This is a genomic window from Qipengyuania sp. YIM B01966 (assembly GCF_016461955.1).
Lineage (GTDB): Bacteria > Pseudomonadota > Alphaproteobacteria > Sphingomonadales > Sphingomonadaceae > QFOP01.
In genome coordinates this window covers 139,548-163,574 of sequence record NZ_JADMNM010000005.1, presented here as the reverse complement: position 1 = coordinate 163,574, position 24,027 = coordinate 139,548, and the positions used below count along the sequence as shown (strand labels likewise).

The following is a 24,027-nucleotide window of genomic DNA, read 5'->3' as shown; positions in this document are numbered from 1 at the left end:
CCGGCCGCCACGCGATGACCACCGACGCCGTTCATATCACGCGCCTGCTAAGATGGGGGCGCACACTGGCCCGCCACGGCGCGCTGCGCGGGATCGAGCGTGACCCGAACACCCCGCCGCAGGTCCGCCGGCTGACCCGGATCGCGCGCTTCGCCGCCAGCCAGCCGCGCCAGCCTGACTATGCCGGCGCGTTTCGGGCGATTGGCCCGGCGGCGATCAAGCTGGGGCAGACGCTGGCGACCCGTCCTGACCTGGTGGGCGAGGATGCGGCGCGCAATCTGCTGGCATTGCAGGACAGCCTGCCGCCTGTCCCCTTTACGGAGATCCGCCAGGCGATCGAGGCGAGCTTCGCCGCGCCGCTCGACACGCTCTACGCCGAGATTGATGCGCAGCCGATCGGCGCAGCCTCGATCGCGCAGGTCCACCGGGCGGTCACCACCAGCGGCGAACAGGTGGCGGTCAAGGTGCTGCGCCCCGGTATCCGCGAGAAGTTTGCCCGCGATATCGAGACCTACGAATGGGCCGCCGCGCATCTCGAGGCTTTGGGCGGCGAGGCGAGCCGGCTTCGCCCGCGGCTGACGATCGCCAATTTCAAGCGCTGGACCAATAACGAGCTCGACCTGCGCCGCGAGGCGGCGGCAGCGAGCGAATTGGCCGAGGCAATGGAAAGCGTTGCCGGTTACCGCGTGCCGCGGATCGACTGGGACCGGTCGAACGGCCGGGTGATGACCGTCGAATGGATCGACGGAATCAAGATTTCCGACCGCGCGGCGCTGATCGACGCGGGCCACGATCTGACCGACATCGCCCGGAGGCTGGTGCTCGGCTTTCTGACGCAGGCGATCAGCGCGGGCTTCTTCCATGCCGACATGCATCAGGGCAATCTGTTCGTGCAGGCTGACGGGACCATCGTGGCGATCGATTTCGGCATCATGGGCCGGATCGACCGGCGCGCGCGCGCCTGGCTGGCGGAAATCCTCTATGGCCTGACCACCGGCAATTATCGCCGGGTGGCGGAAATCCATTTCGAGGCCGGCTATGTGCCGAGCCACCATTCGGTGGCAGAGTTTGCGACGGCGCTGCGCGCGGTGGGCGAGCCGATGCGCGGCAAGCCCGTCAGCGAACTGAGCGTCGGGCAGATGCTCGACAGCCTGTTCGCGATCACCCGCGATTTCGACATGCAGACCCAGCCGCATCTGCTGCTGCTGCAAAAGACCATGGTGATGGTCGAAGGCATCGCTACCCAGCTCGATCCCACGATCAATCTGTGGGACGTGGCGGCGCCGTTTGTGCGCGGCTGGATCCGCGACGAGCTGGGGCCCGAGGCGGCCCTGGCGGACCGGATCCGCGAAGACACGCAAACGCTGCTGCGGCTACCGCAATTGCTGCGCCGGCTGGAAGAGCAATATCCGCCGCGCGGCGGCGCGCCAGAACCGCCACCGCTGCCGCACGTCGAATTGATGTGGGAGCGGCGCGCGCGGCAGGAACGGCGCTGGCCGGGCTATCTGCTGGCGGCGCTGGCGGGCGGCGGCGCGGTCGCCGCTGCCATGGCGGCCGGGCTGTTCGGCTAGTCTGCGATCACCCGGTGCGGCAGCACCCGGCTTCCCGCCAGATTGAGCGCCACCGCTGCCGCTTCGACCAGCATCGGCACCCAGAACCCCTCATAGGCGCCGACCACTGCCGCATTAACCGCCCGGCCGATGAAGGCGACCGCGAACAGGGCGGCGGCGATCAGCAGCGGGTCGCCATTGCGGCGCCATGCGCCCCAGACCATGCAGAACCCGGCGACAAGGAAAAATGCCGTCAGATCGGCGCGGATGGTCGCGAGGCCCATCGTGCTGTCGGGCGCCAGCCCGAACCCGGCGGCAGACGCCACCGGATCGGTCAGGAAGCCGACACCTACGAACGAGAAGAACAGCCCACCGACAAACAGCAGGGCGGTGATAACAAGGCGCATGATCGTACTCCCCTCGCGGCGACGGCGCCCCTTGTGCCTGCCGGCACGGGTGCTTGGCAAGCGGGGCCGCCAGCGGCTAGGACCATGCGCGACAGAGGAGGGGTGAGTGGCGGCAGACCTTGTGGCACCAGAATTGCTCGGGGTGCCGCGCATCCTGCTGGTGATCGGCGGAGGGATCGCGGCCTACAAATCCTGCGAACTGGTCCGGCTGATCCGCCGGCATGGCGGCAGAGTGACCTGTGTGATTACCGAAGGCGGCCAGCAATTCGTCACCCCGATGGCGCTCGCCGCGCTGAGCGAAAACCCGGTCTATACGAGCTTGTGGGATCTTCGGAACGAGGCCGAGATGGGGCACATCCAGCTCAGCCGCGAGGCCGATCTGGTGGTGGTCTGCCCCGCCACCGCCGACCTCCTCGCGAAGATGGCCGCCGGGATTGCCGACGATCTGGCCACCACGCTGCTGCTCGCCACCGACAAGCCGGTGCTGGCGGTGCCGGCCATGAATGTGCGGATGTGGCTGCACGAGGCGACGCAGCGCAACGTCGCGTGGCTGCGCGGCGCAGGCATCACCGTGCTTGAGCCTGACGAGGGGCCGATGGCCTGCGGTGAATTCGGACCCGGCCGTCTGCCGGAACCCGATGCCGTGTGGCGGGCAATAGCTGGCCGGCTAGAGCTCGCACCCGCAACCGACGCCGAATTGCTCCACCCGCATGAAGCTGCCGAAGACGAGAACCATGCAGGGGGCGGCGGGCTTGGCGGGTTGCTCTCCTCGCTGGTGACGCGCAGGCCGGCGGATGCGGCGCCGGGCGAACGGCATTCTGACAATGGCGGCGCGCTACTGCCAGGCAAGGGCGCTGCCCGCGCTGCGCCGCCGACCGATCCCGACGCGCTGGCCTATGATGGGGCCGCCGCCGTTCTCGCCGATCCGCTGGATGGGCAGCCGGGGTTCGAGGGGGAGGGGGAGATTGCGCATCGCCCGCTCTATGGCCGCCATCTCCTCATCACCTCCGGTCCGACGCACGAGCCGATTGATCCGGTGCGCTACATCGCCAATCGGTCGTCGGGCAAACAGGGCTTCGCCATCGCAGCCGCCGCCGCGGAACTGGGCGCCCAGGTCACGCTGGTGTCTGGCCCCGTGGTCCTGCCGACCCCGCCCGGCGTGGACCGGGTGGATGTCGAAACCGCGCGCGAGATGGCCCAGGCGGTCAAGGCGGCGCTCCCCGCCGATGCGGCAATCATGGTGGCTGCCGTCGCGGATTGGCGGTCGCGCGATGTGGCGGCCGACAAGATGAAGAAGCGCGGCTCGGCCCCGCCGGCGCTGCTGCTGGAAGAAAACCCCGACATCCTCGCCGCCATCGCGACCGGCGACGAGCGCCCGCCGCTGGTCGTCGGCTTTGCGGCTGAAACGCAGGACGTGGTAGAAAATGCGACAGTAAAGCGCAGGCGCAAGGGGGCAGACTGGATCGTTGCCAATGATGTTTCCGGCGATGTCATGGGCGGTGAGGCGAACACCGTCCACATCGTCACCGAGCAGGGCGTGGAAACGCTCCCCACCATGCACAAGGACCAGGTTGCCCGCGAACTGGTTGAACGGGTGGCCGACGCGTTGGATGCTCTGTTGGGGGCGCGAGATGGTTGAGCCGGTTCCCGTCAGGGTCCGTCGCCTGCCGCATGGTGAGGGACTCGACCTGCCGCATTACGCAACCGCAGGCTCGGCCGGGATGGACGTGCTCGCGGCTGAGAATTTGACGCTGGCACCGGGCGCGCGCCATGCGGTTGCGACCGGCTTCGCACTGGCGATACCGCAAGGGTACGAAATCCAGGTGCGCCCGCGTTCGGGCCTGGCGTTGAAGCATGGGCTGTCCGTGCCCAATGCGCCGGGCACGATCGATGCCGATTATCGCGGCGAGGTGAAGATCATCCTGATCAATCACGGCGCCGAGCCGTTCGCCATCCGGCGCGGCGAGCGGATCGCGCAACTGGTGCTCGCGCCGGTCGTGCAGGCGGCGTGGGTCGAGGTGGCCGAACTCGACGATACCGCGCGCGGCGCAGGCGGCTTCGGCTCAACCGGCGGGCACAGCGCGCTCTAGCGCGGCGGGAACAACGCCCACACCCGTTCGGCAATCGCGGCGAGCGGCACCTGATGCCCTGCGCAGCGCAGCGGGATGACCGTCACATTTCCCGAAGGCGCGGCACGCTCCAGTTCGGCCGCAGCGGAGAACGGCACCACGTCGTCGGCATCGCCGTGGAGGATAAACACTGGTTCCGCGACCTGCGCCACCGCCGCGCGATTGTCGAACCTGTCGGGCATGATAAAGCGCACCAGCCCCGGCGCCATGTCGACGATGCTGGTGAAGATGCCGAGCGTCACCACGCCGGTAACTTCGTGCCGCGCCGCCATTTCGAGCGCCACCGCCCCGCCCAGCGAATGGCCGAACAGGACGCGCCGCGATCCCGGTGCGAGTTCGGTGGCGCGGGCCAGCCACGCATCGCCATCGGCAAATAAGCCTGTTTCGAAGGCGCGCCGGGATTGCCGCCATAACCGCGATAGGAGGCGACCAAGACACCGCGCCTGCCAATGGCCAGCGGCTGGGCCTGCTGCGCGCCGACGAGCTGGTTGTGCCCGTTACCATGGAAATAGATCATCACATCGCCGCCCGGCCGGGCGGGCGGCCAGTATATCCAGCCAGTTCCAGGCCGTCAGCGGTGCGGACGGTCACGGTCTGCGGGTGGGGGCCGCCAAGGTGATCGGTGTTTCACCCAGCGCCAGCGGATGATAGATGCGCTCGCGGATCGTGCCGGCTCAACCGACCAGACCGAATGAAGCGGCCAGCATGGCAATAGCAGCGAACCTTTTATGCATCATTGTCCCCCAACAAAAGGGCGGGCCTGTCGCCAGGCCCGCCCTTTTGTTGGCTTAATCCGCGTCAGCCTCAACGGCGGCCGCGCTGCACCGGCATGTTTTCCGGCGCGACCGAGATGCGCACCGTTTCGCCCGAATTGCCGGGGAAGTCGGTGAACATCGCTTCGACCAGATTGGGGACCAGATATTGCAGCCGGTTCGAGGTCGACAGCGCCTCGGCCTTGCCTTCGAACAGGCGGACATTGTCGGCCGCACGGTCGATCTTCACGTCGATCCCGCTGGTATAGACGGTATAGCTGGTGACTTCCGGCCGGTTGAAGAACGGATCGTAATAGCCGTAGCCCCACGCCCCCATCGGCGAATAGGCGCGGCGATAACCGAACGGCGTGCGCACCAGATACGGGCTGTAGCCATACCAGGGCGAGAAGAACGGATCACGCGCGAAGCCGGTTGACCGGATTCGCTCGCGGCCCTGGTCAACGCCGTAATCGAACCGCACCAGCAGCGTCGCATCGCTGGCATTGGCGACAGGCGTATATCCCAGCCGCTGCATGTGCTGCGCGACATAATTGGCATAGTGGCTGAATTCGAGGCCGCCCGCGAGCGCCGGATCGTCGGCCACCACGGCAAAGGTCTGCCCGGTCGGCGCCGGTAGCTGGGTCTGGAACCGCGACACATCGGCATTAAACCCGGTGGCGCAGGCGGACAGGCCCGCAAGCATCAGCGGCGCCGTTGCCAGCTTGAGGCCGCGCAGCATCTTGGCGGTGGTGATCGTCATTCTGAGTGGTCCCCGTTGAGAGAGTGCCGAAACATAAACGCTGAACGCCCGCGTGGGTTGCCACCACACATCGGCCCATCATGCGACGAATCGTACGCGTTCGTCGGTGAACCGATTTTGAATGGTCATTATAGCAAATGTTATGCCATTTGCCCTGCGCGATGCTCAGCCCCGCACGAGACCCAGCGCACGATACGTCGCATCGAGCGTCGGCGCGGCCAGTTCGCGCGCCTGAGCGGCGCCGCGCGCCAGGATCGCGTCGAGCGCCTCGCGGTCTGCGCGCAGATCGCAGTAGCGGGCGGAGATCGGCGACAGATGGTGCGCGAGCAATTCGCCCAGCGCCGGCTTGAACGCGCCGAAGCCGCTGCCCCCATGCTCGGCCAGCACCGCCGCCACACTGCTATCGGCGATCGCGGCATAGATGCCGACGAGGTTCGCCGCCTCGGGCCGGCCGTCGAGCCCGGCAGCATCGACCGGCAGCGGTTCGGGGTCGGTCTTTGCCTTGCGGACTTTCTGGATGATCGTGTCCGCATCGTCGGTGAGGTTGATCCGGCTCATGTCGCTGGGATCGGATTTGCTCATCTTGGCGCTGCCATCGCGCAGGCTCATGATCCGGGCGGCTTCGGGCGGGATCAGCGGGTCGGGCAGGGTGAACACAGGCGCATCGGGCGCGGCGAAATCGTTGTTGAACTTCTGCGCGATGTCGCGCGCGAGCTCGAGATGCTGCTTCTGGTCCTCGCCCACCGGCACATGGGTCGCCTGATAGAGCAGCACGTCCGCCGCCTGCAGCACCGGATAGGTGAACAAGGCGACGCTGGCACCCTCGCGGTTCTTTCCGGCCTTGTCCTTCCATTGCGTCATCCGGTTGAGCCAGCCCATCCGCGCGGTACCGTTGAGCAGCCATTGCAGCTCGGCATGGGCGGGCACCTGGGCCTGGTTGAACAGGATCGAGCGCGCCGGGTCGATCCCGCAGGCGACCAGCGCGGCGACCATGTCACGGGTTGCCTCGCCCAGCGCGGCCGGATCGTGCGGCTGCGAGATAGCGTGGAGGTCGGCCAGAAAGAACAGGCACTGCCCCCCATTTGCCGCCGCCTCGTCCTGCATCGCCACCCAATTGCGGATCGCCCCCAGGTAGTTGCCGAGATGCAGATTACCGGTAGGCTGGATGCCGGAAACGACGCGCATGATGGTCCTTGCGAAAGTAAGGCGGGGTCAAGGGGCGAGATTGACCGGCTTGGCCGGGCGCTTGCGGCGTAGCTGGGCGACGAGGTCCTTGTCTATCGCCCCGATCAACCAGGCGACGGGGAAGAACACCGCCATGCCGGCGGCCACCAGCGCGCTGAGCGCCAGCGCCCGCTCCCACGCGCTACCGCCATAATAGGCGCTGAGCGCCGGGGTCAGCCAGTAAAGCGCAGCGCCCATCGCACCGGTGGCGACAAGCTGGCGCAGCACCCGCCCGGTCAGCTTGGCGGTCCAGTGAAACCAGCCGCGCAGCTGTAGGAATGTGTATAGCGTCAGCACGTTGAGGGTCGCAGTGATCGCCGTGGCGCTCGCCAGCCCGACGATGCCGTATCGCGGCACGACATAGAAATTGAGCGCGATGTTGACCAGCAGCGCGCCGGCCGCGATCCATACCGGGGTGCGCGTATCCTCGCGGCTGAAGAAGCCGGGCTGAAAGACCTTGACCAGCACATAGGCCGGCAGCCCTGCGACCAGCGCCATTGTGATCTGCGCCATCAGCGCGGTATCGGCGGCGGTCATCTTGCCCGCGCGAAAGAACGCCTCGGTAAAGGCGGGCGCGCAGATCGCCAGCGCGGTTGCCGCCGGCAGCGTCAGCAGCAGCGCCATTTCCACCGCATTGGCCTGCAATCGCTGCGCTTCGGCATGGTCGCCCGATTGCAGATGCCGGGCGAGCATCGGCAGGATCGCGGTGCCCAGTGCAATGCCTATGATCCCCAGCGGCATCTGGTTCAGCCGGTCGGCAAATTTGAGCAGCGTCAGCGAGCCCTGCGGCAGACTGGTGGCGAAGAAGGTGTCGACGAACTGGCTGATCTGGTAGATCCCCGCGCCGAAAGTCGCCGGCAGGATCAGCAGCGACAGGCGCTTCACCTCGGGCGAAAAGCGGGGCCGGCGCACCTCCAGCCGCACGCCCGCCTTGCGCGTTGCCCAGACCATGTACCCAAGCTGCGCGAAACCGGCGGCAAACAGCCCCCAGGCGAGCGCATTGGCCATGATCCGGTCGTCATCGCCGGCCCATTGAGCGCGCAGCCAATAGCCCACTCCGATCGCCGCGATCAGCGTCAGATTGAGCAGCACCGGCACGAACGCGCCCGGCGCAAAGCGCGAGCGGGCATTGAGCACGCCCGACAGCATCGCTACCAGGCTGACCAGCATCAGATAGGGAAAGGTGATCCGCGACAGGCTGACCGCCAGCTCGAACTTGCCCGGCACGTTGGCAAATTCGCCTGCCAGCAGCCCGATCAACAAGGGCATCGCCAGCATCGCCAGCGCGGAAAAGCCCAGCAGCACCCAGATGAACACCGCCAGCACGTCATTGGCAAACCGGTGCGCCGCTTCCTCACCCGCCGCGCCGCCACCTTCGCTGCCGAGCGCGCGGGCATACATCGGCACGAAGGCGACCGAGAACGCTCCTTCGGCAAATAGCCGGCGGAAGGTGTTGGGCAGGATGAACGCGACCTGCCACGCATCGGCCGCCGCCCCCGCACCCAGCGCGCGGGCGAGCAACATATCGCGGGCAAAGCCGAACACCCGGCTGACAGCTGTCAGCCCGCCGATTGTCCCGACATTCCTGACCAGGCTCATCGCGAAGCGTCGTCCGCGTCGCCCAGGCGGCGGATCAGGCCTGCCCCTCGTTCAGCGGCGGCAGCGCCTCGCCGGGGGCGGGTACATCGCCCTGTTCCCGGGCCCGCGCGTCGAGCTGCTGGAGATAGAGCCCGGTGAAATCGATCGGGTCGAGCATCAGCGGCTGGAAGCCCGCATCGCGCGTGGCATCGGCGATGATCCGGCGAACGAACGGAAACAGGATGCGCGGCGCCTCGGCATAAAGAAAGCCATGGGCCTGATCGTCGGGCAGGTTCCGCATCCCGACCAATCCGCAATACGCCAGGTCGACCAGATAAAGGCTGCCCTGGCCGGTCTTGGCCGTGGCGGTCAGCTTCAGTTCGACTTCGTGCAGTTCCCCCTGCGGCTGCCCCTCTACCGGCCGGGCGCCGATATTGAACTGCAGATCGATTTGCGGCTGTTCGTTCCAGCCGAAGCATTGCGGCGTGTTTGGCGCTTCGACCGAGAGATCGCGGATATATTGCGAGATTATCCCCGCGCTCGGCGCGGTATCGGCGCCGTTGGGCACCGGGCCGCCCGCCGGAGCGTCAAGATCGAGGTCGGTAAGAATGTCGCCTTCCTGGGCCATGATTGCGTTTTCCTGTCAAAAGGATGCGGCCGCGCAAGGTGCGCCGCCTGTCGCCGCCGGGGCGGCCATCGGTAGCGCGCCTAGCACCAGGGCGTAAGCCTCGCAACCGCGCCTGAGCGCCCCACGCGCCGCAGACGACCGCGCGATGGGCACCAGCGAGCGCGACACGCGTTGTTCATTTGTCTTGTCTACCTATTTAAGGCAGGTTGGAACAATTAGGCGCGGGCGGTTGCCCGTGGCCGCAAGCAGGTAGCGCAACTGTGATCGTTGAAATCGTCATTCTGGCCATGATCGCCGCCTTTCTCGGGCTGCGTCTTTATTCGGTTCTCGGCCGCCGGGCCGAGCACGAGGAGGAGCCAGTACCGACCCGGATCGATGCTGGCCCGGCCAAAACCGCTTCGCCGCTCGGCCCGCAACCTGCTGCGCGTACCACCGCGGCGGCGCCTCGCGTCGAAGGCGAGTTGCTGGTTCCGGCGATCGAACGCGGTGTGCGCGAGATTGCCGCAGTGGACCGCCGGTTCGACATCACCGCTTTTGTCGAGGGCGCGCGCGGCGCCTATGCGATGATCCTCGAGGCGTTCTGGCAGGGCGACCGCGAAACCCTGCGCCAATTGTGCGACGATGACGTCTATGCCGAATTCGCCGCCGTGATCGACGCGCGCGAAGCGGCGGGCGAAACGCTCGACAACCGGCTGATTCGGATCGAGGATGTGCGCTTGGATTCGGCGCGGCTCGACGGGCGCACGGCCCGCGTCGCGGTTCGGTTTGTGGCCGATATTGCCGCTGTCACGCGCAACAGAGACGGCGTGGTCGTTGCCGGATCGATGAACGATGCGATCGAAACGCGCGACGTGTGGACGTTCAAGCGCGAGGTCGATGCCGCAGGGCCGGATTGGCTGCTCGACGAAACCGATCAGGATTGATCGGCGTGAGGATTGGCGGATTGCCGCGCGGGGCATGGGGCGCACTCGCGCTCGGCGCCGCGCTGCTAGGCGGCTGTGCGCGTATCGTCCCGGCACCTGAACCGGCGCGGCCGCGCCCACCGATTGCCACGCCGAGCACGCCGGCCTCGGTCGCCGCGTTTTCGCCCGGACCGGCGATCGCCTCGCTCGGCCTTGGCCATGGCGATGCGCTTGGTGCGCTGCGGTCGTTTCGTGAAAGCTGCCCCGCGCTCCTTCGCCGCAGCGACCAGACGGGACTGACGCGGACCGAGGATTGGCGCGCCGTCTGCGCCGCCGCCGGAAACTGGAGCGACACCGACCCCGCCGGTTTCTTCGCCGCGCAGTTCGAAACCGTCCGGCTGGGCGATGGCCGCGCCTTTGCGACTGGCTATTTCGAACCGGAAATCGCCGGCAGCCGCCAGCGGATCGCCGGCTACGATGTTCCGGTCTATGCCATGCCGCCCGATCTGGTGCGCGGCTGGCCTGCGGAAACGCCGGCCGATCAGCGCACCGGCCGCGCGCCGCTGGGCCGAACGGATGCGAGCGGCGCGTTCATCCCTTATTACGAACGCGCCGAGATCGAGGCGGGGGCGCTGGCCAATCGCGGGCTCGAGATTGCCTGGGCGGCCGATCCGGTGGAATTCTTTTTTCTCCAGATCCAGGGTTCGGGCCGGCTGCGCGCCCCGGACGGGTCGGTGATGCGGATCGGCTATGCCGGGCAGAACGGCCGCGAATATGTCGGCATCGGTTCGGTCATGCGCGAGCGCGGGCTGATCGGCGATGGGCCAGGCCAATATCCCGGCTCGATGCAAGGGATCATGGCCTATCTGCGCGAGCATCCCGCCGACGGGGCCGAGCTGATGCGGCTCAACAAGAGCTGGATCTTCTTTCGCGAACTGACGGGCGACGGGCCGCTCGGCGCGATGAATGTGCCCGTGCGCGCCGGCAATTCGGTTGCGGCGGACCCGGCCTTCACCCCGCTCGGCGCGCCGGTGTGGCTTGAGATGGACCGGACCGAGGCGAGCGGGCTGTGGATCGCGCAGGATACGGGCGGCGCGATCAAGGGCGCCAACCGGTTCGACACCTTCTGGGGCGCGGGTGACGAAGCACGGCGGATTGCCGGTGGGATGAGCGCCCGGGGCGAGGCACTGCTGTTCGTCCCCAAGGGAACGCTGGCGCGCCGCGCTGCCGGCGGCCAGTAATGCGCACGCCCCCGCGCGGCCTCAGCAGCGACGAGGCCGCCCTGTGGGCGCAGGTCGCCGGCACGGTCACCCCGCTACATCCGGCGCCGCCTCTGAAAACGGGCGCAATCCCGGTCCCGAACGCCGCGCCTGCCAAAAACGCCGCCAAGCCCAAAGGCGCGTGGGTGCGCCCCGTCCCGCCGCCGCCCGCGCCATCGCCCAAGTCGGTGCACGCGCGCGGGCACGGGCTCGATTCGCATTGGGAGCGGCGGCTGCGGGCCGGGACAGCTGCGCCCGAACTGACGCTCGACCTGCATGGTTACGGCCTCGACGCGGCGCATCAGCGGCTCGATGCCGGGCTGTCGCAGGCGCGGGCGATGGGCGCGCGCGTGGTATTGGTAATCGCCGGCCGGCATCGCCCGGTGGAGCACGCGGACCGGGGCGAGCGGCGCGGGGCCATCCGCGCCAAGTTGCTCGACTGGTTGGCCGCTGGCCCCCACGCCAGCGCCATCGCCGCGATCCGGCCGGCACATCCCCGCCATGGCGGGGGCGGGGCGCTCTACCTTGTGCTGCGGCGCGAGCGCTGATCGGCCTGGTCGAAAGCGAAATTCACCGCTCGCTCGGCCGCCAGCCCGACCAGCGCCCCGGCGGCGATGTCGCTTGGGTAATGGCTGCAGCGGGGCACCTGAATGAGCGCGATGGCGCCCGCCCACAGCCGCGCCGGACTGGCCGTATCGGGATATTCGCGGATCAGCGCTTCTGCCACGGCCACTGCGCCAGCCGTGTGGCCCGAGGGGAACGAATTGTATTTGCCCTCGTCGCGGGGCGCTTGGGTGCCCACCTCGTAGCGCCCCTCCTCGTGGATCACGAACGGGCGCGTGCGGTCGACGCGCTGCTTGACCTGCCCCTTGATGAAAGTGGCGAGCAGATGGCTTGCCAGCATCCGCCCTCCAGCGCGCGCCAGCCGGGGGTTGCGCGCCAGCAGGCCGACTGCGAGCACGAGCGTCGAGCCGATGATCAGCGGCGGCTGATCGGCCATCTCGCTCACGGTGCCGAGCGTTTCCACCACCGGGTGTTCGCGGATCGCCCCGGCGGCGTCGGCGACCTCGATATCAACCTCCTCGATCGCGCGGGCTATATCGGGCGCGCCTTCGGGCAGCGGATTGTGCTCGGTCGTATCGGTGGTGGTGCTCATCTGCGTCCCTGCTCGAAACATTAATGAGCGAAGCGCTGTGTTGTTTCAGGCGGCAGCAGCCACCGTCTGCGCTGCGGCAGGCTCGGGTGTGCGGATCAGGTAGTCGAACGCCGACAGCCCGGCCTTGGACCCTTCTCCCATAGCGACGATGATCTGTTTGTACGGGACCGTCGTGCAATCGCCCGCGGCAAAGATACCGGGGAGGCTGGTTGCCGCGCGCTCGTCGATCACGATTTCGCCAAAGCGGCTCAGTTCCATGCCCGAACCCTGGAGCCATTCGGTGTTGGGCACCAGCCCGATCTGTACGAACACCCCTTCGAGCGCGAGGCGATGTTCGTCATCGCTGTTCCGATCCATGTAGACGAGGCCGTCCACGCGTTCGCCATCGCCGGTGATCTCGGTGGTCGCAGCCGACAGCACGATATCGACATTGCCGAGCGAGCGCAGCTTGTCCTGCAGCACCTGGTCGGCGCGGAGCTGGTGGTCGAATTCGATCAGCGTGACGTGGCCGACGATATTGGCGAGGTCGATCGCGGCCTCGACGCCGGAATTACCGCCGCCGATCACGGCAACCCGCTTGCCCTTGAACAACGGGCCGTCGCAATGCGGGCAATAGGCGACCCCGCGCGTGCGATATTCGAACTCGCCCGGCACGCCAAGGTTGCGCCAGCGCGCGCCGGTGCTCAGCACCAGGCTGCGCGCCTTGAGCTGTGCGCCGTTATCGAACTCGACGGTGTGCAGACCGCCTGGCTCTGCGGCCGGAATCAGCCGGGTGGCGGTGGCGAGGTTCATCACGTCGATCGGATATTCGGCGACATGCGCCTCGAGCTGCGCGGCCAGCTTGGGCCCTTCGGTATAGGGCACCGAGATGAAATTCTCGATCCCCATCGTGTCGAGCACCTGCCCGCCGAACCGTTCGGCGGCGATGCCGGTCGAATAGCCCTTGCGGACCGTGTAGATCGCCGCCGCCGCGCCGGCCGGGCCGCCGCCGACCACCAGTACTTCGAACGGGGCCTTCTCGGCCAGCTTGGCTGCCGCACGCGCGCCGGCATTGCCGTCAAGCTTGTGGAGGATCTCGGCCACCCCCATCTTGCCGTTGGCGAAAGGTTCGCCGTTCAGGAACACCGAGGGGACCGCCATCACATTGCGCGCCTCGACCTCGTCCTTGAACGCACCGCCTTCGATCAGCGTGGCGTTGATATGCGGATTGTACAGCGCCATCAGCGTCAGCGCCTGCACCACGTCGGGGCAGTTGTGGCACGAGAGCGAGAAATACATCTCGAACTCGTAAGTGCCCTGGAGCGCGCGGATTTGTTCAATGGTTTCGGGATCGACCTTGGGCGGGTGCCCGCCGGCCCACAGCAGGGCAAGCACCAGCGAGGTAAACTCGTGCCCCAGCGGCAGGCCGGCAAAGCGGACCCACACGGCCGGATCGCTCGCCCGGCGGACGATGAAGCTGGGACGGCGCTGATCCTCGCCATCGAACTGCGCCGACACCTGGGGGTGCAGCGCCGCGATCTCGTTCAGCAACTCACGTGTCTGCGCCGAGGCTTGATCTTCACCCAGCGAGGCGACCAGCTCGATCGGTTCGCGCAGATTGGCGAGATACGTGGAAAGCTGCTGGGTGAGTTCTGCGTCAAGCATGGGTACAGTCCGTATATGATCAGCGGGGCCCCGGGGGCTGGTACAACAGCCCCCGGGACGACCGGCAAGGCTCAGATCTTGCCGACGAGGTCGAGGCTGGGGGCCAGCGTTTCGCCGCCTTCTTCCCATGCCGCCGGGCACACCTGGCCGGGATTGGCGCGGACATATTGGGCAGCCTTGATCTTGCGGACCAGTTCACTGGCATTGCGGCCGACGCCTTCGCTGGTGATTTCCATCAGCTGGATGACGCCATCGGGATCAACCACGAAAGTCGCGCGGTCAGCGAGGCCCATTTCCTCGCGCAGCACGCCGAAATTGTTCGACAGCGTGTGCAGCTGGTCGCCAAGGAAGGGGAATTCGAGCTTGCCGATCTTGTCCGACGTGTCCGACCACGCCTTGTGGCTGAAATGCGTGTCGGTCGAGACGGCATAGACTTCGACGTCCATTCCCTTCAGCGTCTGATACTGCTTGCCGAGATCTTCCAACTCGGTCGGGCAGACGAAGGTGAAGTCGGCAGGATAGAAGAAGAAGATCGCCCACTTGCCCTTCACGTCGGAATCGGTGACGTCGAAGAATTCCTTGCCCTTCTGGAAGGCGGTGGCCTTGAACGGTTTGATGCTGCTGCCGATGATACCCATTATTCATGCTCCTGAGCTTGGGGGGTGAAACTGACAGGCTCAGAGATAGGGACCGGTTGCTGCGTGCGGAAACGGAGTCTTCCGATTAGTTAGAGCGAATTAATCAATCACTGGCCGTTCAATCGGAAAAGACGATTCATAAGGCGTAAATTTCGCTTCCCTGAACCGCAGATTGTGTTATTGCGAACCTCTCGCAATAAGGAACTCTTATGAATCGCCTGATCCTCGCCGCTCCGCTATTCGCGCTGGTTGCCGCCTGTTCGGATAATGCGGAGGCCCCCGCCGCCAACGCCACGACCGCCGCTGCAACGGCGACCCCGGCCGCGCCGACTGCGACCACCACTGCCGCCGCGACGCCGGCGGCCGTGCTCGACCCCAATACGGCCACCGCCGAACAACTCGCTGCGATTGCCGGGATGACCCCCGAAGCAGCCGCCGCGATCGTCGCCGGCCGCCCCTATGCCGATGCCGCCGCCTTTGCCGCCAAGCTGCGCGAAACGCTGCCTGCCGCGGCGGAAACCGTGGGCGCGCGCGTGTTCGTCCCGGTCAATCTCAACACCGACAGCGAGGAAGCGATCAAGCAGATCCCCGGCATGACGCCCAAGATGGTCCATGAATTCCTCGAATACCGCCCCTATGAAAACATGGCCGAATTCGATCGCGAGATCGGCAAATATGTCGACGAGGCCGAGGTTGCCCGCCTGCGGAGCTACGTCACTCTCTGACGGTATTGCAGCGCGATCCTGACCGTTTCGATGGCGGCCAGGATCGCGATGTGCCCATAGGCCGTGCGCGGGTCGAACGCGGTCAGCGCCCAGTGCACGAACACCAGCACCGCGGCCGGATAGACCAGCCTGTGCAGCCCCTTCCAGCGCCGCTTCAGCGCCCGTACCGAGCGGTCGTTCGAAGTGATCGCAAGCGGGGCAAATAGCACCAAGGCCAACCATCCGGTCAGCAAGTCGACCCCGCGCGCTTCGGCCAGGATGGCAACTATCCCGGCCTTGTCGGCCAGGTAAATCGCGGTGTGGAGCGCAGCATAGGCAAAGCTCGCCACCCCCAGGTCGCGCCGCCGGATTCCGAGCCAGCGCGTGAACGGCCGCGTACCCAGCGCCAGTCGCGCCGGCGTGACCGCGAGCGTTGCCAGCAGCAGCCAGGCGGCCCAGTCGCCGCTTTGTTTGATCGCATGGCCGAAGCCATAATCGGCAGGCGTCAGCGTCCAGCGCCCGGCAATTGCCAGCGCTGGGAGGGCAAGCGCAGCCCACAGCGCCACCCTGCCGATGCCGAGCCGCCTCCGGCCTAGCCGCATTGTGCCCGGTGGAGCAGTTTGTGGTCTGCCAGCACCAGCGCCATCATCGCGGCGACGACCGGCGTGCCGCGCATGCCGACACAGGGGTCGTGGCGCCCCTTGGTGCGGATTTCAGTCGCTTCCCCCTCGCTCGTGATCGTTGGTACCGGGGTCAGGATCGAGCTGGTCGGTTTGAATGCGACGCGGCACACCACCGGCTGGCCTGTGCTGATCCCACCGGCAATGCCGCCCGCATGATTGGCGGCAAACTCCGGCCCGTTTTCGCCGGGGCGCATCGCGTCGGCGTTCGCTTCGCCGGTCAGGCGCGCGGCGGCAAAGCCATCGCCGATCTCCACCGCCTTTACCGCATTGATTCCCATCATCGCCGCGGCGAGATCGGCGTCCAGCTTGGCATAAAGCGGCGCGCCCCAGCCGGCGGGCACGCCGTGCGCCACGCATTCGACCACCGCGCCAAGCGAGGACCCGGCCAGCCGCGCGGCATCGACCGCGCCCGCCCAGCGCGCGGCGGCGGCCGCGTCCGGACACCAGAACGGGTTGTTGCCGCTTTCCGCCGGGTCAAATCCGGCCCGGTCGATCGGATCGCCCCCCAGTTCGACGACATAGGCGTCGATCGTCACCTCGGGGATGATCAACCGCGCCACCGCGCCCGCCGCCACCCGCGCCGCCGTCTCGCGCGCCGACGACCGCCCGCCGCCGCGATAGTCGCGCAACCCGTATTTGGCGTCATAGACGTAGTCGGCGTGGCCGGGGCGGTAGGCCTTGGCTACTTCGGAATAATCCTTGCTGCGCTGGTCGGTGTTCTCGATCATCAGGCTGATCGGGGTGCCCGTCGTCCGCCCCTCGAACACGCCCGACAGGATGCGCACGGCGTCAGCTTCCTGCCGCTGGGTGGTATAGCGGTTCTGGCCCGGCCGCCGCGCTTCGAGGAAGGGCTGGATGTGGCCTTCGCAGAGCGCGATTCCCGGCGGGCAGCCATCGACCACCGCGCCCAGCGCCGGGCCGTGGCTTTCGCCCCAGGTGGTATAGCGCAGCACGCGGCCGAAAGTGTTCCAGCTCATGGGCCGGCGATGTGCCGCAAGATGCCGCCGCTGTCCAACCATGGCGGCCAAGGATTTTGTTGGTGGAGGGAAAGAGCGGATGAAAATCGCCCGGTCGCTCTGGCCAAAGCGGACTGCATAGTTCAGGAACAAAGCATGATTGCGCGGCTGCGGGGGACATTGGCTGAAACCGGCGCCGACTGGGCGCTGATCGACGTCGCGGGCGTGGGCTATCTGGTCCATTGTTCGTCCAAGACGCTCGCGGCCCTCGGTGATCTGGGCGAGGCGTGCACCGTCCACACCGATCTGCAGGTCAGTGAAAACGACATGCGCCTGCTCGGCTTCGCCCATGGCGCGGAGCGCGACTGGTTCCGCCTGCTGACGGGCGTGCAGGGCGTGGGCAGCAAGGTCGCGCTGGCGATCCTCTCGGCGCTCTCGACCGAAGAATTGCAGCGCGCCTGCGCCGGGAGTGACGCGGCCAGCGTGGCGCGCGCCCAGGGGGTGGGGCCGAAGCTGGCTGGGCGGATCGTCAACGAATTGCGCGACAAGGCCGGCGGCCTACCAACCGCGCCAGGCAGCGTCCCCGCGCTCCCCGCCGCCGGGCCCAGCGCCGATGCGGTCAGCGCGCTGCAGAACCTCGGCTTCAAACCCGCCATCGCCGCCGCCGCCGTCGCGGAAGCGAGCGCTGAACTGGGCGTGGATGCTGCGCTCGGCGATCTGGTGCGCGTGGCACTGAAGCGGGCGGCGGGATGACTGACCAACCCCTCCATTCCCCCGAACGGCAGCCTGACGATCCCGACGCCGCGCTGCGGCCCAAATCGCTGGGCGAATTCGTCGGACAGGCGGTCGCGCGCGAGAACCTGCGCGTGTTCATCGAGGCTGCGCGCGGGCGGGGCGAAGCGATGGACCACGTGCTGTTCTTCGGCCCGCCCGGCCTCGGCAAGACCACGCTGGCGCAGATCGTGGCCAAGGAGCTGGGCGTCGGTTTTCGCGCCACCAGCGGGCCGGTAATTGCGAAATCAGGCGATCTGGCCGCGTTGCTGACCAACCTCGAACCGCACGACGTGCTGTTCATCGACGAGATCCACCGGCTCAACCCGGTGGTCGAAGAGGTGCTGTACCCGGCGATGGAGGATCGCGCGCTCGACCTTATCATCGGCGAGGGGCCGGCGGCGCGCAGCGTGCGGATCGATCTGCCGCCTTTCACGCTGATCGGCGCCACCACGCGGCAGGGGCTGCTGACCACGCCGTTGCGCGACCGGTTCGGCATCCCGGTGCGGCTCAATTTCTACACCGTGGAGGAGCTGGAGCAGGTCGTCACCCGCGGCGCCCGGTTGCTCGGCCTGCCACTCGATACCGGCGGCGCGCGCGAGATTGCCCGCCGCAGCCGCGGCACGCCGCGCGTCGCCGGACGATTGCTGCGCCGGGTGCGCGATTTCGCCCATGTGGCGGGCGCCGCCAGTGTCGGCGCCAAGGTGGCGGACGAGGCGCTGACCCGGCTCGAAGTCGACCGGCTCGGGCTCGACGCGATGGACCGCCGGTATTTGACGATGATCGCGCACACCTATCGCGGGGGGCCGGTCGGGGTCGAAACGCTCGCCGCAGGCCTCGCCGAACCGCGCGATACGGTGGAAGAAGTTATCGAGCCTTACCTCATCCAGCTCGGCCTGATCGCGCGCACCGCGCGGGGGCGGTGTCTCAACGAATCGGGCTGGCAGCATCTCGACATGGTGCCGCCATCGGGCACGCAAGGCGGACTCTTTCCGCCGGCCAAATAACCGAATGGTCAGCAATCGCGGTGCCATCGGTTCCATAGTGGGACAAGCCTAACGCGCAGGTGCCCCTCGCTTGCCAAAATGCGCTATCTGGCGGCAATATACTGGTTAATACCATTGCCCGGTGCCACATTGCTGCGTTCTGTGGCATGAGCGGAAGAACGCCGTTGTCCGGCGCCCTCCCGCAAGGGGGATGAAAGTAGGACCACGATGTCGGTAAGAATGGCTCTGACGAAATTGGCGACCACTGCTGCTGGCGGTGCGATGCTGGCGGGCGGCGCGGTGCATGTTGCCGAGCGTCCGATCACCGATGCGCCTTCGTACAAATCGATCAAGGGGCCGCGCCAGGCGCGCCGTGCCCCGCAGGCTCGCCGGGCGCAGGCAACCCCGCCGCGCCGCGTCGCGCGCAGGGCCGCACCGGCGCGCGCACCGCAGCGGCGGATCGTGCGCCGCGTGGTCGAATGCGTGCCTTATGAACCCGGTCAGGCGATTCCCGCCGGCGCGGTGCAGGATGAGCGCTGCGGCCCGCGTTACCGGATGGCTTATGCCGCGGTCCCGGCGCCGCTTCCGCCGATGCCGGCGGTCAGTAGCGGCGGCGGCAATGGCGGGGTGACCGTCATCGGCGGCGGCCCAGGTGGCTGGGGCGGCGGGGGCGGTTTCTTCGGCGGCTTCTTCGGCGGCGGCGGATCGGGCGGCGGCAATGTCGTGATCACCTCGACCGGCGGCGTGACGACCACGGGCGGCTCGACTTCGACCTCGACCGGCGGGGTGACGACCACGGGCGGTTCAACCTCGACCTCCACGGGCGGTAGCTCGACCTCGACGGGGGGCAGTTCAACCTCGACGGGCGGTAGTTCGAGCACCACTGGCGGCGTTTCGACCTCGACCGGCGGCAGCAGCACCACGACTTCAACCGGGGGGGTCTCGACTTCGACCGGGGGCAGCAGCACGACCACCAGCACCGGCGGTGTCAGTACCTCGACGGGCGGCGTCAGCACGTCTACCGGCGGGGTGTCGACCAGCACTGGAGGTGTAAGCACTTCGACCGGAGGTGTCAGCACGTCTACTGGCGGAGTTTCGACCAGCACGGGGGGAATCAGCACCTCGACCAGCACGTCGAGTTCGGGCAATGTCAGCACGAGCACGAGCAGTTCGTCGTCTTCGTCCTCTTCGTCCAGTTCGAGTTCCTCGGGCGGTTCGACCTCGACTTCCAGCAGCACGTCGGGTGGTGACACCAGCACTTCAACCTCGACCAGCACCTCGGGCGGGGCAACCAGCACGTCCACGTCGACCTCGACCTCGACCTCGGCTTCGGGCGGCACCACCAGTGGGACGCAGGTTCCTGCGCCGCCCATGACAATCCTGTTCGGCATGGCCGCCGCAGCCATACTGAGTCGCCGGAAACTGGCTGCGCGCAAGGCGATTTGAGCCTCGCCAGGCGCAAAGGAAAGGGCGGCCTCCCGCGATGGAAGGCCGCCCTTTTCACGTCCGCACAGGGCCGCTGAGGCCTGCCATCAGCCCACAGCGAGCTTGCGGAGTACGTAGTGCAGGATGCCGCCGTTGCGGTAATAATCCATCTCGTTCGCGGTATCGATCCGGCACTTGACCGCGAAGCTGAAGGTCGAGCCGTCGGCGCGAGTGACATCGACGGTGACATCCTGCCCCGGCACCAGATCGGCGAGGCCGCGAATGGTGAACTGATCCTCGCCCGTCAGGCCCAGCGTGAGCCGGCTGTCGCCATCCTTGAACTGGAGCGGCAGCACACCCATCCCGACGAGGTTCGACCGGTGGATACGCTCGAAGCTTTCGACCAGCACGGCGCGCACGCCCAGCAGAGTGGTCCCCTTGGCGGCCCAGTCGCGGCTCGAGCCGGTGCCGTATTCCTTGCCCGCAACCACGATCAGCGGCGTCCCGTCCTCGCGGTGGCGCATGGCGGCATCATAGATCGCCATGGTCTCGCCCTTGTACGATGTGAACCCGCCTTCGGTGCCGGGCACCATTTCGTTGCGGATGCGGATATTGGCAAAGGTGCCGCGCATCATCACATCGTGATTGCCGCGCCGGCTACCATAGGAATTGAAATCCTCGCGCGGGACCTGATGTTCGAGCAGGAACCGCCCGGCCGGGCTGTCGGCCTTGATCGAGCCGGCTGGGCTGATGTGATCGGTGGTCACCGAATCGCCGAGGATCGCCAGCGGCCGCGCATCGACGATGTCGGTCACCGGTGCCGGGGTCATCGTCATTCCGTCAAAGAAGGGCGGGTTGGCGATGTAGGTGCTGCCCGGGCGCCACTGATAGGTGTCGCTGCCTTCGACGGTAATCGCCTGCCAATGCGCGTCGCCCTTGGAGACATCGGCGTAGCGCGCCGCGAACATGCCTCGGTCTATGCTCGATGCGCGCAGTTCTGCTATTTCGAGGCTGGTCGGCCAGACATCGCGCAGGAACACCTGATCGCCGTTGCGGTCCATACCGATCGGCGCGGTGGTGATATCCTCGGTCACGGTGCCCTTGATCGCATAGGCGACTACCAAAGGCGGGCTGGCGAGGAAATTCGCGCGCACGTCCGGGCTGACGCGGCCTTCGAAATTGCGGTTGCCCGACAAGACGCTGGCAGCGACGATCTCGTTCTCGTTGATCGCCTTTGAAATCGGCTCGGCCAGCGGGCCGGAATTGCCGATACAGGTGGTGCAGCCATAGCCGACCAGATCGAACCCCAGTGCATCGAGATGCGTTTGCAGGCCGGCTTTCTCGAGATAGTCGGTGACCACCTGCGATCCCGGCGCAAGGCTGGTCTTGACCCACGGCTTGCGGGTCAGGCCGCGCTCATTGGCTTTCTTGGCCACCAGTCCGGCCGCGATCAGCACGTCCGGGTTTGAGGTGTTGGTGCAACTGGTGATCGCGGCGATCACTACGTCGCCATCGCCAATATCGTGGCCCTTGCCTTCTACCGGGGCGCGCTTGCCCGCTGCGCGGCCATAGGTCTTGCTGAGATCGGCATTGAACGTGTCGTCCACCAGCCCAAGATCGACCCGGTCCTGCGGCCGCTTGGGGCCAGCAAGCGAGGGCACAACGCTGCCAAGATCGAGCTCGAGCGTGCTCGAGAACACCGGGTCGGGCGCCGAGGGATCGTGCCACAGGCCCTGTTCTTTTGCATAGGCTTCCACCAGTGCGATGCGCTGCTCGTCACGGCCCGTCAGGCGCAAATAATCGAGGGTCTTGTCGTCGATCCCGAAGAATCCGCAGGTCGCGCCATATTCGGGCGCCATGTTCGCCAGCGTCGCCCGGTCGGCGAGGCTCAGCGTGGATAGCCCGTCGCCGTAATACTCAACGAACTTGCCGACCACCCCATGTGCGCGCAGGAGCTGGGTGCAGGTCAGCACGAGATCGGTCGCGGTGACGCCTTCGCTGAGTTTGCCCGTGAGCTTGAACCCGACCACTTCGGGTATCAGCATCGAAATCGGCTGGCCCAGCATCGCCGCCTCGGCCTCGATCCCGCCAACGCCCCAGCCGAGCACGCCAAGGCCGTTGACCATGGTGGTGTGGCTGTCGGTGCCGACACAGGTGTCGGGATAGGCAACCGTGACACCGTCAGCGTCCTCTCCGGTCCAGACGCATTGGGCGATGTGTTCGAGGTTCACCTGATGGCAGATGCCGGTGCCCGGCGGCACGGCTGAGAAATTGTCGAAGCTCTTCGATCCCCATTTGAGGAAGTCGTAGCGTTCGGCATTGCGCGCATATTCCAGCTCGACATTCTGTTCGAATGCGCGCGGATGGCCGAATTCATCGACCATCACCGAATGGTCGATGACGAGGTTGACCGGCACTTGCGGATTGATTTTCCCGGTGTCGCCGCCCAGCCGGCTGATCGCATCGCGCATCGCGGCAAGATCGACCACGCAGGGGACGCCGGTGAAGTCCTGCAGCAGCACGCGCGCGGGGCGGTACTGGATTTCCTTGCCCGTGACGGGGTTGCGCTGCCAATCGGCAATCGCCTGCACATCGCCGATCGAGACGGTATGGCCGACATCTTCGAAACGCAGCAGATTTTCCAGCAGAACCTTCATCGAGAACGGCAGGCGGCTGACATCGCCTACTTTTTCCGCTGCCCGGGCAAGCGAATAATAGGCGTAGTCGCGCCCGCCAACGCTGAGCGTCGCGCGCGTGTCGAGAGAGTTCTTGCCGACCTGGGCCATGGGGGCGGATCCTTTCGCTACTGCGGCGCCGGGCGCCTGACATTTGGCCGGGCACCTGCGCTTTCACGGCGGCGGCGTCAAGGTGGCGGGTAGGCCGCTGGCGCTAGACGGCAAGCTGTTCAGGCGGGTCGGCCCGCGCTCGGCGCGTCGCCAGCCAGCAGCCGATTACGATCAGGACCGTTCCGGCGAGCGTGGTCGTCGTCACGGTTTCGGAGAAGAACAGCCAGCCGAACAAGGCCGCCCACAGGAAACCCGAATATTCGATCGGCACCAGCGCCTGTGCCTCCGCTCGGGCATAGGCCCAGGCAAAGGCCATGCTGCCGCCAATGGTCAGGAAGGACGATGCGCCAATCAGCCGCAGCGTGGCCGCATCGGGGATCGTCAGCAGGAACGGCGCGGCGGCGGCGAGCGTAACCACGCCCACGCCGCTATGGAAAGTCGCCACTTCGAGCGGCCCGGCCAGTAGCGCCTGCTGCCGGGTGAGCACCAGATTATACGCATAGAGCGCAGCCGAGAACAGGATGGCCAGGAGGCCCAGCAGTGTGTCGTGGTCGAAGCTGGCATTGCCGATCCGCCCGCCGATGATGACAAGCGTCCCGATCAGCCCCAACACGGCGGCAGCAATAGCCTCGCGCCGGATCTGCTCGCCCAGCACAAACGCCGCAAGCCACAGCGCGGCCAGCGGAGCGACGAAAGAGATGGCGATGGTCTCGGCGATCGGCAGCTTGGTCAGCGCATAGAAAAAGGTCAGCGCCATAAACGCGGCCACCACGCCCCGGCGCAGATGGACCCGCAACGCCGGTCGGGCAGGCCAGCTGCCGCCGCCCGCCAGCCAAAGCGGGATCACGATTGCCGCCGCAATGGCTGACCGCAGCAGCGCGGCGCTGTACGCCCCTGCCGCCAGTGCCGCTCCTTTCATCAGCGCGTCCATCAGCGACAGCAGGCCCACCGCCAGGAACGTGGCTGCGAATGGCAGGAGGGTCGGATGGGCGCGCATCGCCGGAGGACTTACTCCGCACAGACAGCCTTGGCGAGGCGACTGCGCAAAATTGCGGATTCAGCGTGGCTTCAGGCAGTAGGGACGATGGT

At 67.0% G+C, this 24,027-nt stretch carries 25 protein-coding genes; 9 read left to right on the top strand and 16 right to left on the bottom strand.

From position 1 onward, the window contains the following. Positions 1-14: 14 nt before the first annotated feature. Positions 15-1,571 carry a 2-polyprenylphenol 6-hydroxylase gene (gene ubiB, locus ILT46_RS08060; RefSeq protein ID WP_199504106.1) on the top strand — a complete coding sequence of 519 codons (1,557 nt, stop codon included), beginning with the start codon at positions 15-17 and terminating at the stop codon, positions 1,569-1,571. Here ubiB and ILT46_RS08055 read toward each other — a convergent pair. Beyond that, complete coding sequence (locus ILT46_RS08055; RefSeq protein ID WP_199504105.1) at positions 1,568-1,957, bottom strand: hypothetical protein; 390 nt, start codon at positions 1,955-1,957, stop codon at positions 1,568-1,570. The genes ubiB and ILT46_RS08055 overlap by 4 nt on opposite strands. Before the next feature lie 106 nt (positions 1,958-2,063). On the opposite strand from ILT46_RS08055, the gene ILT46_RS08050 reads away from it, so the two are divergent. Next, entirely contained in the window at positions 2,064-3,596 is a 1,533-nt protein-coding gene (locus ILT46_RS08050; RefSeq protein ID WP_370592387.1) for a bifunctional phosphopantothenoylcysteine decarboxylase/phosphopantothenate synthase, read from the top strand. Further along, positions 3,589-4,047, top strand: a complete 459-nt coding sequence (gene dut, locus ILT46_RS08045; RefSeq protein WP_199504104.1) for a dUTP diphosphatase — start codon at positions 3,589-3,591, stop codon at positions 4,045-4,047. The genes ILT46_RS08050 and dut overlap by 8 nt, the downstream gene beginning before the upstream one ends. On the opposite strand, the gene ILT46_RS08040 is transcribed toward dut, so the two are convergent. From ILT46_RS08040 to secB, 6 genes are all read right to left on the bottom strand, one after another. After that, on the bottom strand, positions 4,044-4,370 hold the full coding sequence (locus ILT46_RS08040; RefSeq protein ID WP_199504103.1) for a hypothetical protein: 327 nt from the start codon (positions 4,368-4,370) through the stop codon (positions 4,044-4,046). The two genes, dut and ILT46_RS08040, sit on opposite strands and share 4 nt — an antisense overlap. Next, entirely contained in the window at positions 4,325-4,603 is a 279-nt protein-coding gene (locus ILT46_RS08035; RefSeq protein WP_199504102.1) for a hypothetical protein, read from the bottom strand. Before ILT46_RS08035 ends, ILT46_RS08040 begins: the two co-directional genes overlap by 46 nt. A gap of 287 nt (positions 4,604-4,890) precedes the next feature. After that, on the bottom strand, positions 4,891-5,598 hold the full coding sequence (locus tag ILT46_RS08030; RefSeq protein ID WP_233397098.1) for a DUF4136 domain-containing protein: 708 nt from the start codon (positions 5,596-5,598) through the stop codon (positions 4,891-4,893). Between the two features lie 165 nt (positions 5,599-5,763). Then, entirely contained in the window at positions 5,764-6,783 is a 1,020-nt protein-coding gene (gene trpS / locus ILT46_RS08025; protein ID WP_199504101.1) for a tryptophan--tRNA ligase, read from the bottom strand. Between the two features lie 27 nt (positions 6,784-6,810). Beyond that, a complete protein-coding gene (gene murJ / locus ILT46_RS08020; protein ID WP_199504100.1) occupies positions 6,811-8,421 on the bottom strand; it encodes a murein biosynthesis integral membrane protein MurJ in 1,611 nt (536 codons plus the stop codon). Between the two features lie 34 nt (positions 8,422-8,455). After that, positions 8,456-9,028: a protein-export chaperone SecB gene (gene secB / locus ILT46_RS08015; RefSeq protein ID WP_199504099.1), complete on the bottom strand. Its 573-nt coding sequence runs from the start codon at positions 9,026-9,028 to the stop codon at positions 8,456-8,458. Positions 9,029-9,288: 260 nt separating this feature from the next. Between secB and ILT46_RS08010 the strand changes: the two genes are divergently transcribed. From ILT46_RS08010 to ILT46_RS08000, 3 genes are read left to right on the top strand one after another with little or no spacing between them, the layout of a single operon-like run. Then, entirely contained in the window at positions 9,289-9,951 is a 663-nt protein-coding gene (locus tag ILT46_RS08010; RefSeq protein WP_199504098.1) for a Tim44/TimA family putative adaptor protein, read from the top strand. A gap of 5 nt (positions 9,952-9,956) precedes the next feature. Beyond that, entirely contained in the window at positions 9,957-11,171 is a 1,215-nt protein-coding gene (gene mltA, locus ILT46_RS08005; RefSeq protein ID WP_199504097.1) for a murein transglycosylase A, read from the top strand. Beyond that, a complete protein-coding gene (locus ILT46_RS08000) occupies positions 11,171-11,737 on the top strand; it encodes a Smr/MutS family protein (RefSeq protein WP_199504096.1) in 567 nt (188 codons plus the stop codon). Before mltA ends, ILT46_RS08000 begins: the two co-directional genes overlap by 1 nt. Here the strand turns inward: ILT46_RS08000 and ILT46_RS07995 are convergent. From ILT46_RS07995 to ahpC, 3 genes are all read right to left on the bottom strand, one after another. Beyond that, positions 11,710-12,345, bottom strand: coding sequence for a phosphatase PAP2 family protein (locus ILT46_RS07995; RefSeq protein ID WP_199504095.1), 636 nt, complete (start codon positions 12,343-12,345; stop codon positions 11,710-11,712). The two genes, ILT46_RS08000 and ILT46_RS07995, sit on opposite strands and share 28 nt — an antisense overlap. Before the next feature lie 45 nt (positions 12,346-12,390). Next, positions 12,391-13,989 (bottom strand): alkyl hydroperoxide reductase subunit F, encoded by a 1,599-nt coding sequence (gene ahpF, locus ILT46_RS07990; RefSeq protein WP_199504094.1) that lies wholly within the window; start codon positions 13,987-13,989, stop codon positions 12,391-12,393. 71 nt (positions 13,990-14,060) lie between these two features. Then, positions 14,061-14,627, bottom strand: coding sequence for an alkyl hydroperoxide reductase subunit C (gene ahpC / locus ILT46_RS07985; protein ID WP_199504093.1), 567 nt, complete (start codon positions 14,625-14,627; stop codon positions 14,061-14,063). Positions 14,628-14,836: 209 nt separating this feature from the next. Here ahpC and ILT46_RS07980 point away from each other — a divergent pair, with 209 nt between their 5' ends. After that, entirely contained in the window at positions 14,837-15,352 is a 516-nt protein-coding gene (locus tag ILT46_RS07980; RefSeq protein WP_199504092.1) for a type II secretion system protein GspK, read from the top strand. On the opposite strand, the gene ILT46_RS07975 is transcribed toward ILT46_RS07980, so the two are convergent. Together ILT46_RS07975 and aroC are read right to left on the bottom strand one after the other, a co-directional pair. Next, a complete protein-coding gene (locus tag ILT46_RS07975) occupies positions 15,337-15,897 on the bottom strand; it encodes a ferric reductase-like transmembrane domain-containing protein (RefSeq protein ID WP_370592385.1) in 561 nt (186 codons plus the stop codon). The two genes, ILT46_RS07980 and ILT46_RS07975, sit on opposite strands and share 16 nt — an antisense overlap. 26 nt (positions 15,898-15,923) lie before the next feature. Next, a complete protein-coding gene (gene aroC, locus ILT46_RS07970; RefSeq protein ID WP_199504090.1) occupies positions 15,924-16,991 on the bottom strand; it encodes a chorismate synthase in 1,068 nt (355 codons plus the stop codon). A gap of 135 nt (positions 16,992-17,126) precedes the next feature. Between aroC and ruvA the strand changes: the two genes are divergently transcribed. Both ruvA and ruvB read left to right on the top strand, forming a co-directional pair. Next, positions 17,127-17,723 carry a Holliday junction branch migration protein RuvA gene (ruvA, locus tag ILT46_RS07965; protein WP_199504089.1) on the top strand — a complete coding sequence of 199 codons (597 nt, stop codon included), beginning with the start codon at positions 17,127-17,129 and terminating at the stop codon, positions 17,721-17,723. Continuing rightward, positions 17,720-18,748 carry a Holliday junction branch migration DNA helicase RuvB gene (gene ruvB, locus ILT46_RS07960; protein ID WP_199504088.1) on the top strand — a complete coding sequence of 343 codons (1,029 nt, stop codon included), beginning with the start codon at positions 17,720-17,722 and terminating at the stop codon, positions 18,746-18,748. Before ruvA ends, ruvB begins: the two co-directional genes overlap by 4 nt. A gap of 83 nt (positions 18,749-18,831) precedes the next feature. On the opposite strand, the gene ILT46_RS07955 is transcribed toward ruvB, so the two are convergent. The 4 genes from ILT46_RS07955 to ILT46_RS07940 all read right to left on the bottom strand — a co-directional run bounded on the left by ILT46_RS07955 (position 18,832) and on the right by ILT46_RS07940 (position 23,935). After that, positions 18,832-19,080 carry a hypothetical protein gene (locus ILT46_RS07955; RefSeq protein ID WP_199504087.1) on the bottom strand — a complete coding sequence of 83 codons (249 nt, stop codon included), beginning with the start codon at positions 19,078-19,080 and terminating at the stop codon, positions 18,832-18,834. A 207-nt stretch (positions 19,081-19,287) separates the two neighbouring features. Then, complete coding sequence (locus ILT46_RS07950; RefSeq protein ID WP_199504086.1) at positions 19,288-20,100, bottom strand: hypothetical protein; 813 nt, start codon at positions 20,098-20,100, stop codon at positions 19,288-19,290. A 159-nt stretch (positions 20,101-20,259) separates the two neighbouring features. Then, entirely contained in the window at positions 20,260-22,938 is a 2,679-nt protein-coding gene (gene acnA, locus ILT46_RS07945; RefSeq protein WP_199504085.1) for an aconitate hydratase AcnA, read from the bottom strand. A gap of 103 nt (positions 22,939-23,041) precedes the next feature. Beyond that, complete coding sequence (locus tag ILT46_RS07940) at positions 23,042-23,935, bottom strand: DMT family transporter (protein ID WP_199504084.1); 894 nt, start codon at positions 23,933-23,935, stop codon at positions 23,042-23,044. Positions 23,936-24,027: the final 92 nt, after the last annotated feature.

Excerpts from the sequence above, each read along its gene's own strand:
- ubiB (WP_199504106.1), top strand. The coding sequence starts at position 15 with ATGACCACCGACGCCGTTCATATCACGCGCCTGCTAAGATGGGGGCGC.
- ILT46_RS08055 (WP_199504105.1), bottom strand. The coding sequence starts at position 1,957 with ATGCGCCTTGTTATCACCGCCCTGCTGTTTGTCGGTGGGCTGTTCTTC.
- dut (WP_199504104.1), top strand. The coding sequence starts at position 3,589 with ATGGTTGAGCCGGTTCCCGTCAGGGTCCGTCGCCTGCCGCATGGTGAG.
- ILT46_RS08035 (WP_199504102.1), bottom strand. The coding sequence starts at position 4,603 with ATGATCTATTTCCATGGTAACGGGCACAACCAGCTCGTCGGCGCGCAG.
- ILT46_RS08030 (WP_233397098.1), bottom strand. The coding sequence starts at position 5,598 with ATGACGATCACCACCGCCAAGATGCTGCGCGGCCTCAAGCTGGCAACG.
- trpS (WP_199504101.1), bottom strand. The coding sequence starts at position 6,783 with ATGCGCGTCGTTTCCGGCATCCAGCCTACCGGTAATCTGCATCTCGGC.
- murJ (WP_199504100.1), bottom strand. The coding sequence starts at position 8,421 with ATGAGCCTGGTCAGGAATGTCGGGACAATCGGCGGGCTGACAGCTGTC.
- secB (WP_199504099.1), bottom strand. The coding sequence starts at position 9,028 with ATGGCCCAGGAAGGCGACATTCTTACCGACCTCGATCTTGACGCTCCG.
- ILT46_RS08000 (WP_199504096.1), top strand. The coding sequence starts at position 11,171 with ATGCGCACGCCCCCGCGCGGCCTCAGCAGCGACGAGGCCGCCCTGTGG.
- ILT46_RS07995 (WP_199504095.1), bottom strand. The coding sequence starts at position 12,345 with ATGAGCACCACCACCGATACGACCGAGCACAATCCGCTGCCCGAAGGC.
- ahpF (WP_199504094.1), bottom strand. The coding sequence starts at position 13,989 with ATGCTTGACGCAGAACTCACCCAGCAGCTTTCCACGTATCTCGCCAAT.
- ahpC (WP_199504093.1), bottom strand. The coding sequence starts at position 14,627 with ATGGGTATCATCGGCAGCAGCATCAAACCGTTCAAGGCCACCGCCTTC.
- ILT46_RS07980 (WP_199504092.1), top strand. The coding sequence starts at position 14,837 with ATGAATCGCCTGATCCTCGCCGCTCCGCTATTCGCGCTGGTTGCCGCC.
- aroC (WP_199504090.1), bottom strand. The coding sequence starts at position 16,991 with ATGAGCTGGAACACTTTCGGCCGCGTGCTGCGCTATACCACCTGGGGC.
- ruvA (WP_199504089.1), top strand. The coding sequence starts at position 17,127 with ATGATTGCGCGGCTGCGGGGGACATTGGCTGAAACCGGCGCCGACTGG.
- ruvB (WP_199504088.1), top strand. The coding sequence starts at position 17,720 with ATGACTGACCAACCCCTCCATTCCCCCGAACGGCAGCCTGACGATCCC.
- ILT46_RS07950 (WP_199504086.1), bottom strand. The coding sequence starts at position 20,100 with ATGGGCGGCGCAGGAACCTGCGTCCCACTGGTGGTGCCGCCCGAAGCC.
- acnA (WP_199504085.1), bottom strand. The coding sequence starts at position 22,938 with ATGGCCCAGGTCGGCAAGAACTCTCTCGACACGCGCGCGACGCTCAGC.
- ILT46_RS07940 (WP_199504084.1), bottom strand. The coding sequence starts at position 23,935 with ATGCGCGCCCATCCGACCCTCCTGCCATTCGCAGCCACGTTCCTGGCG.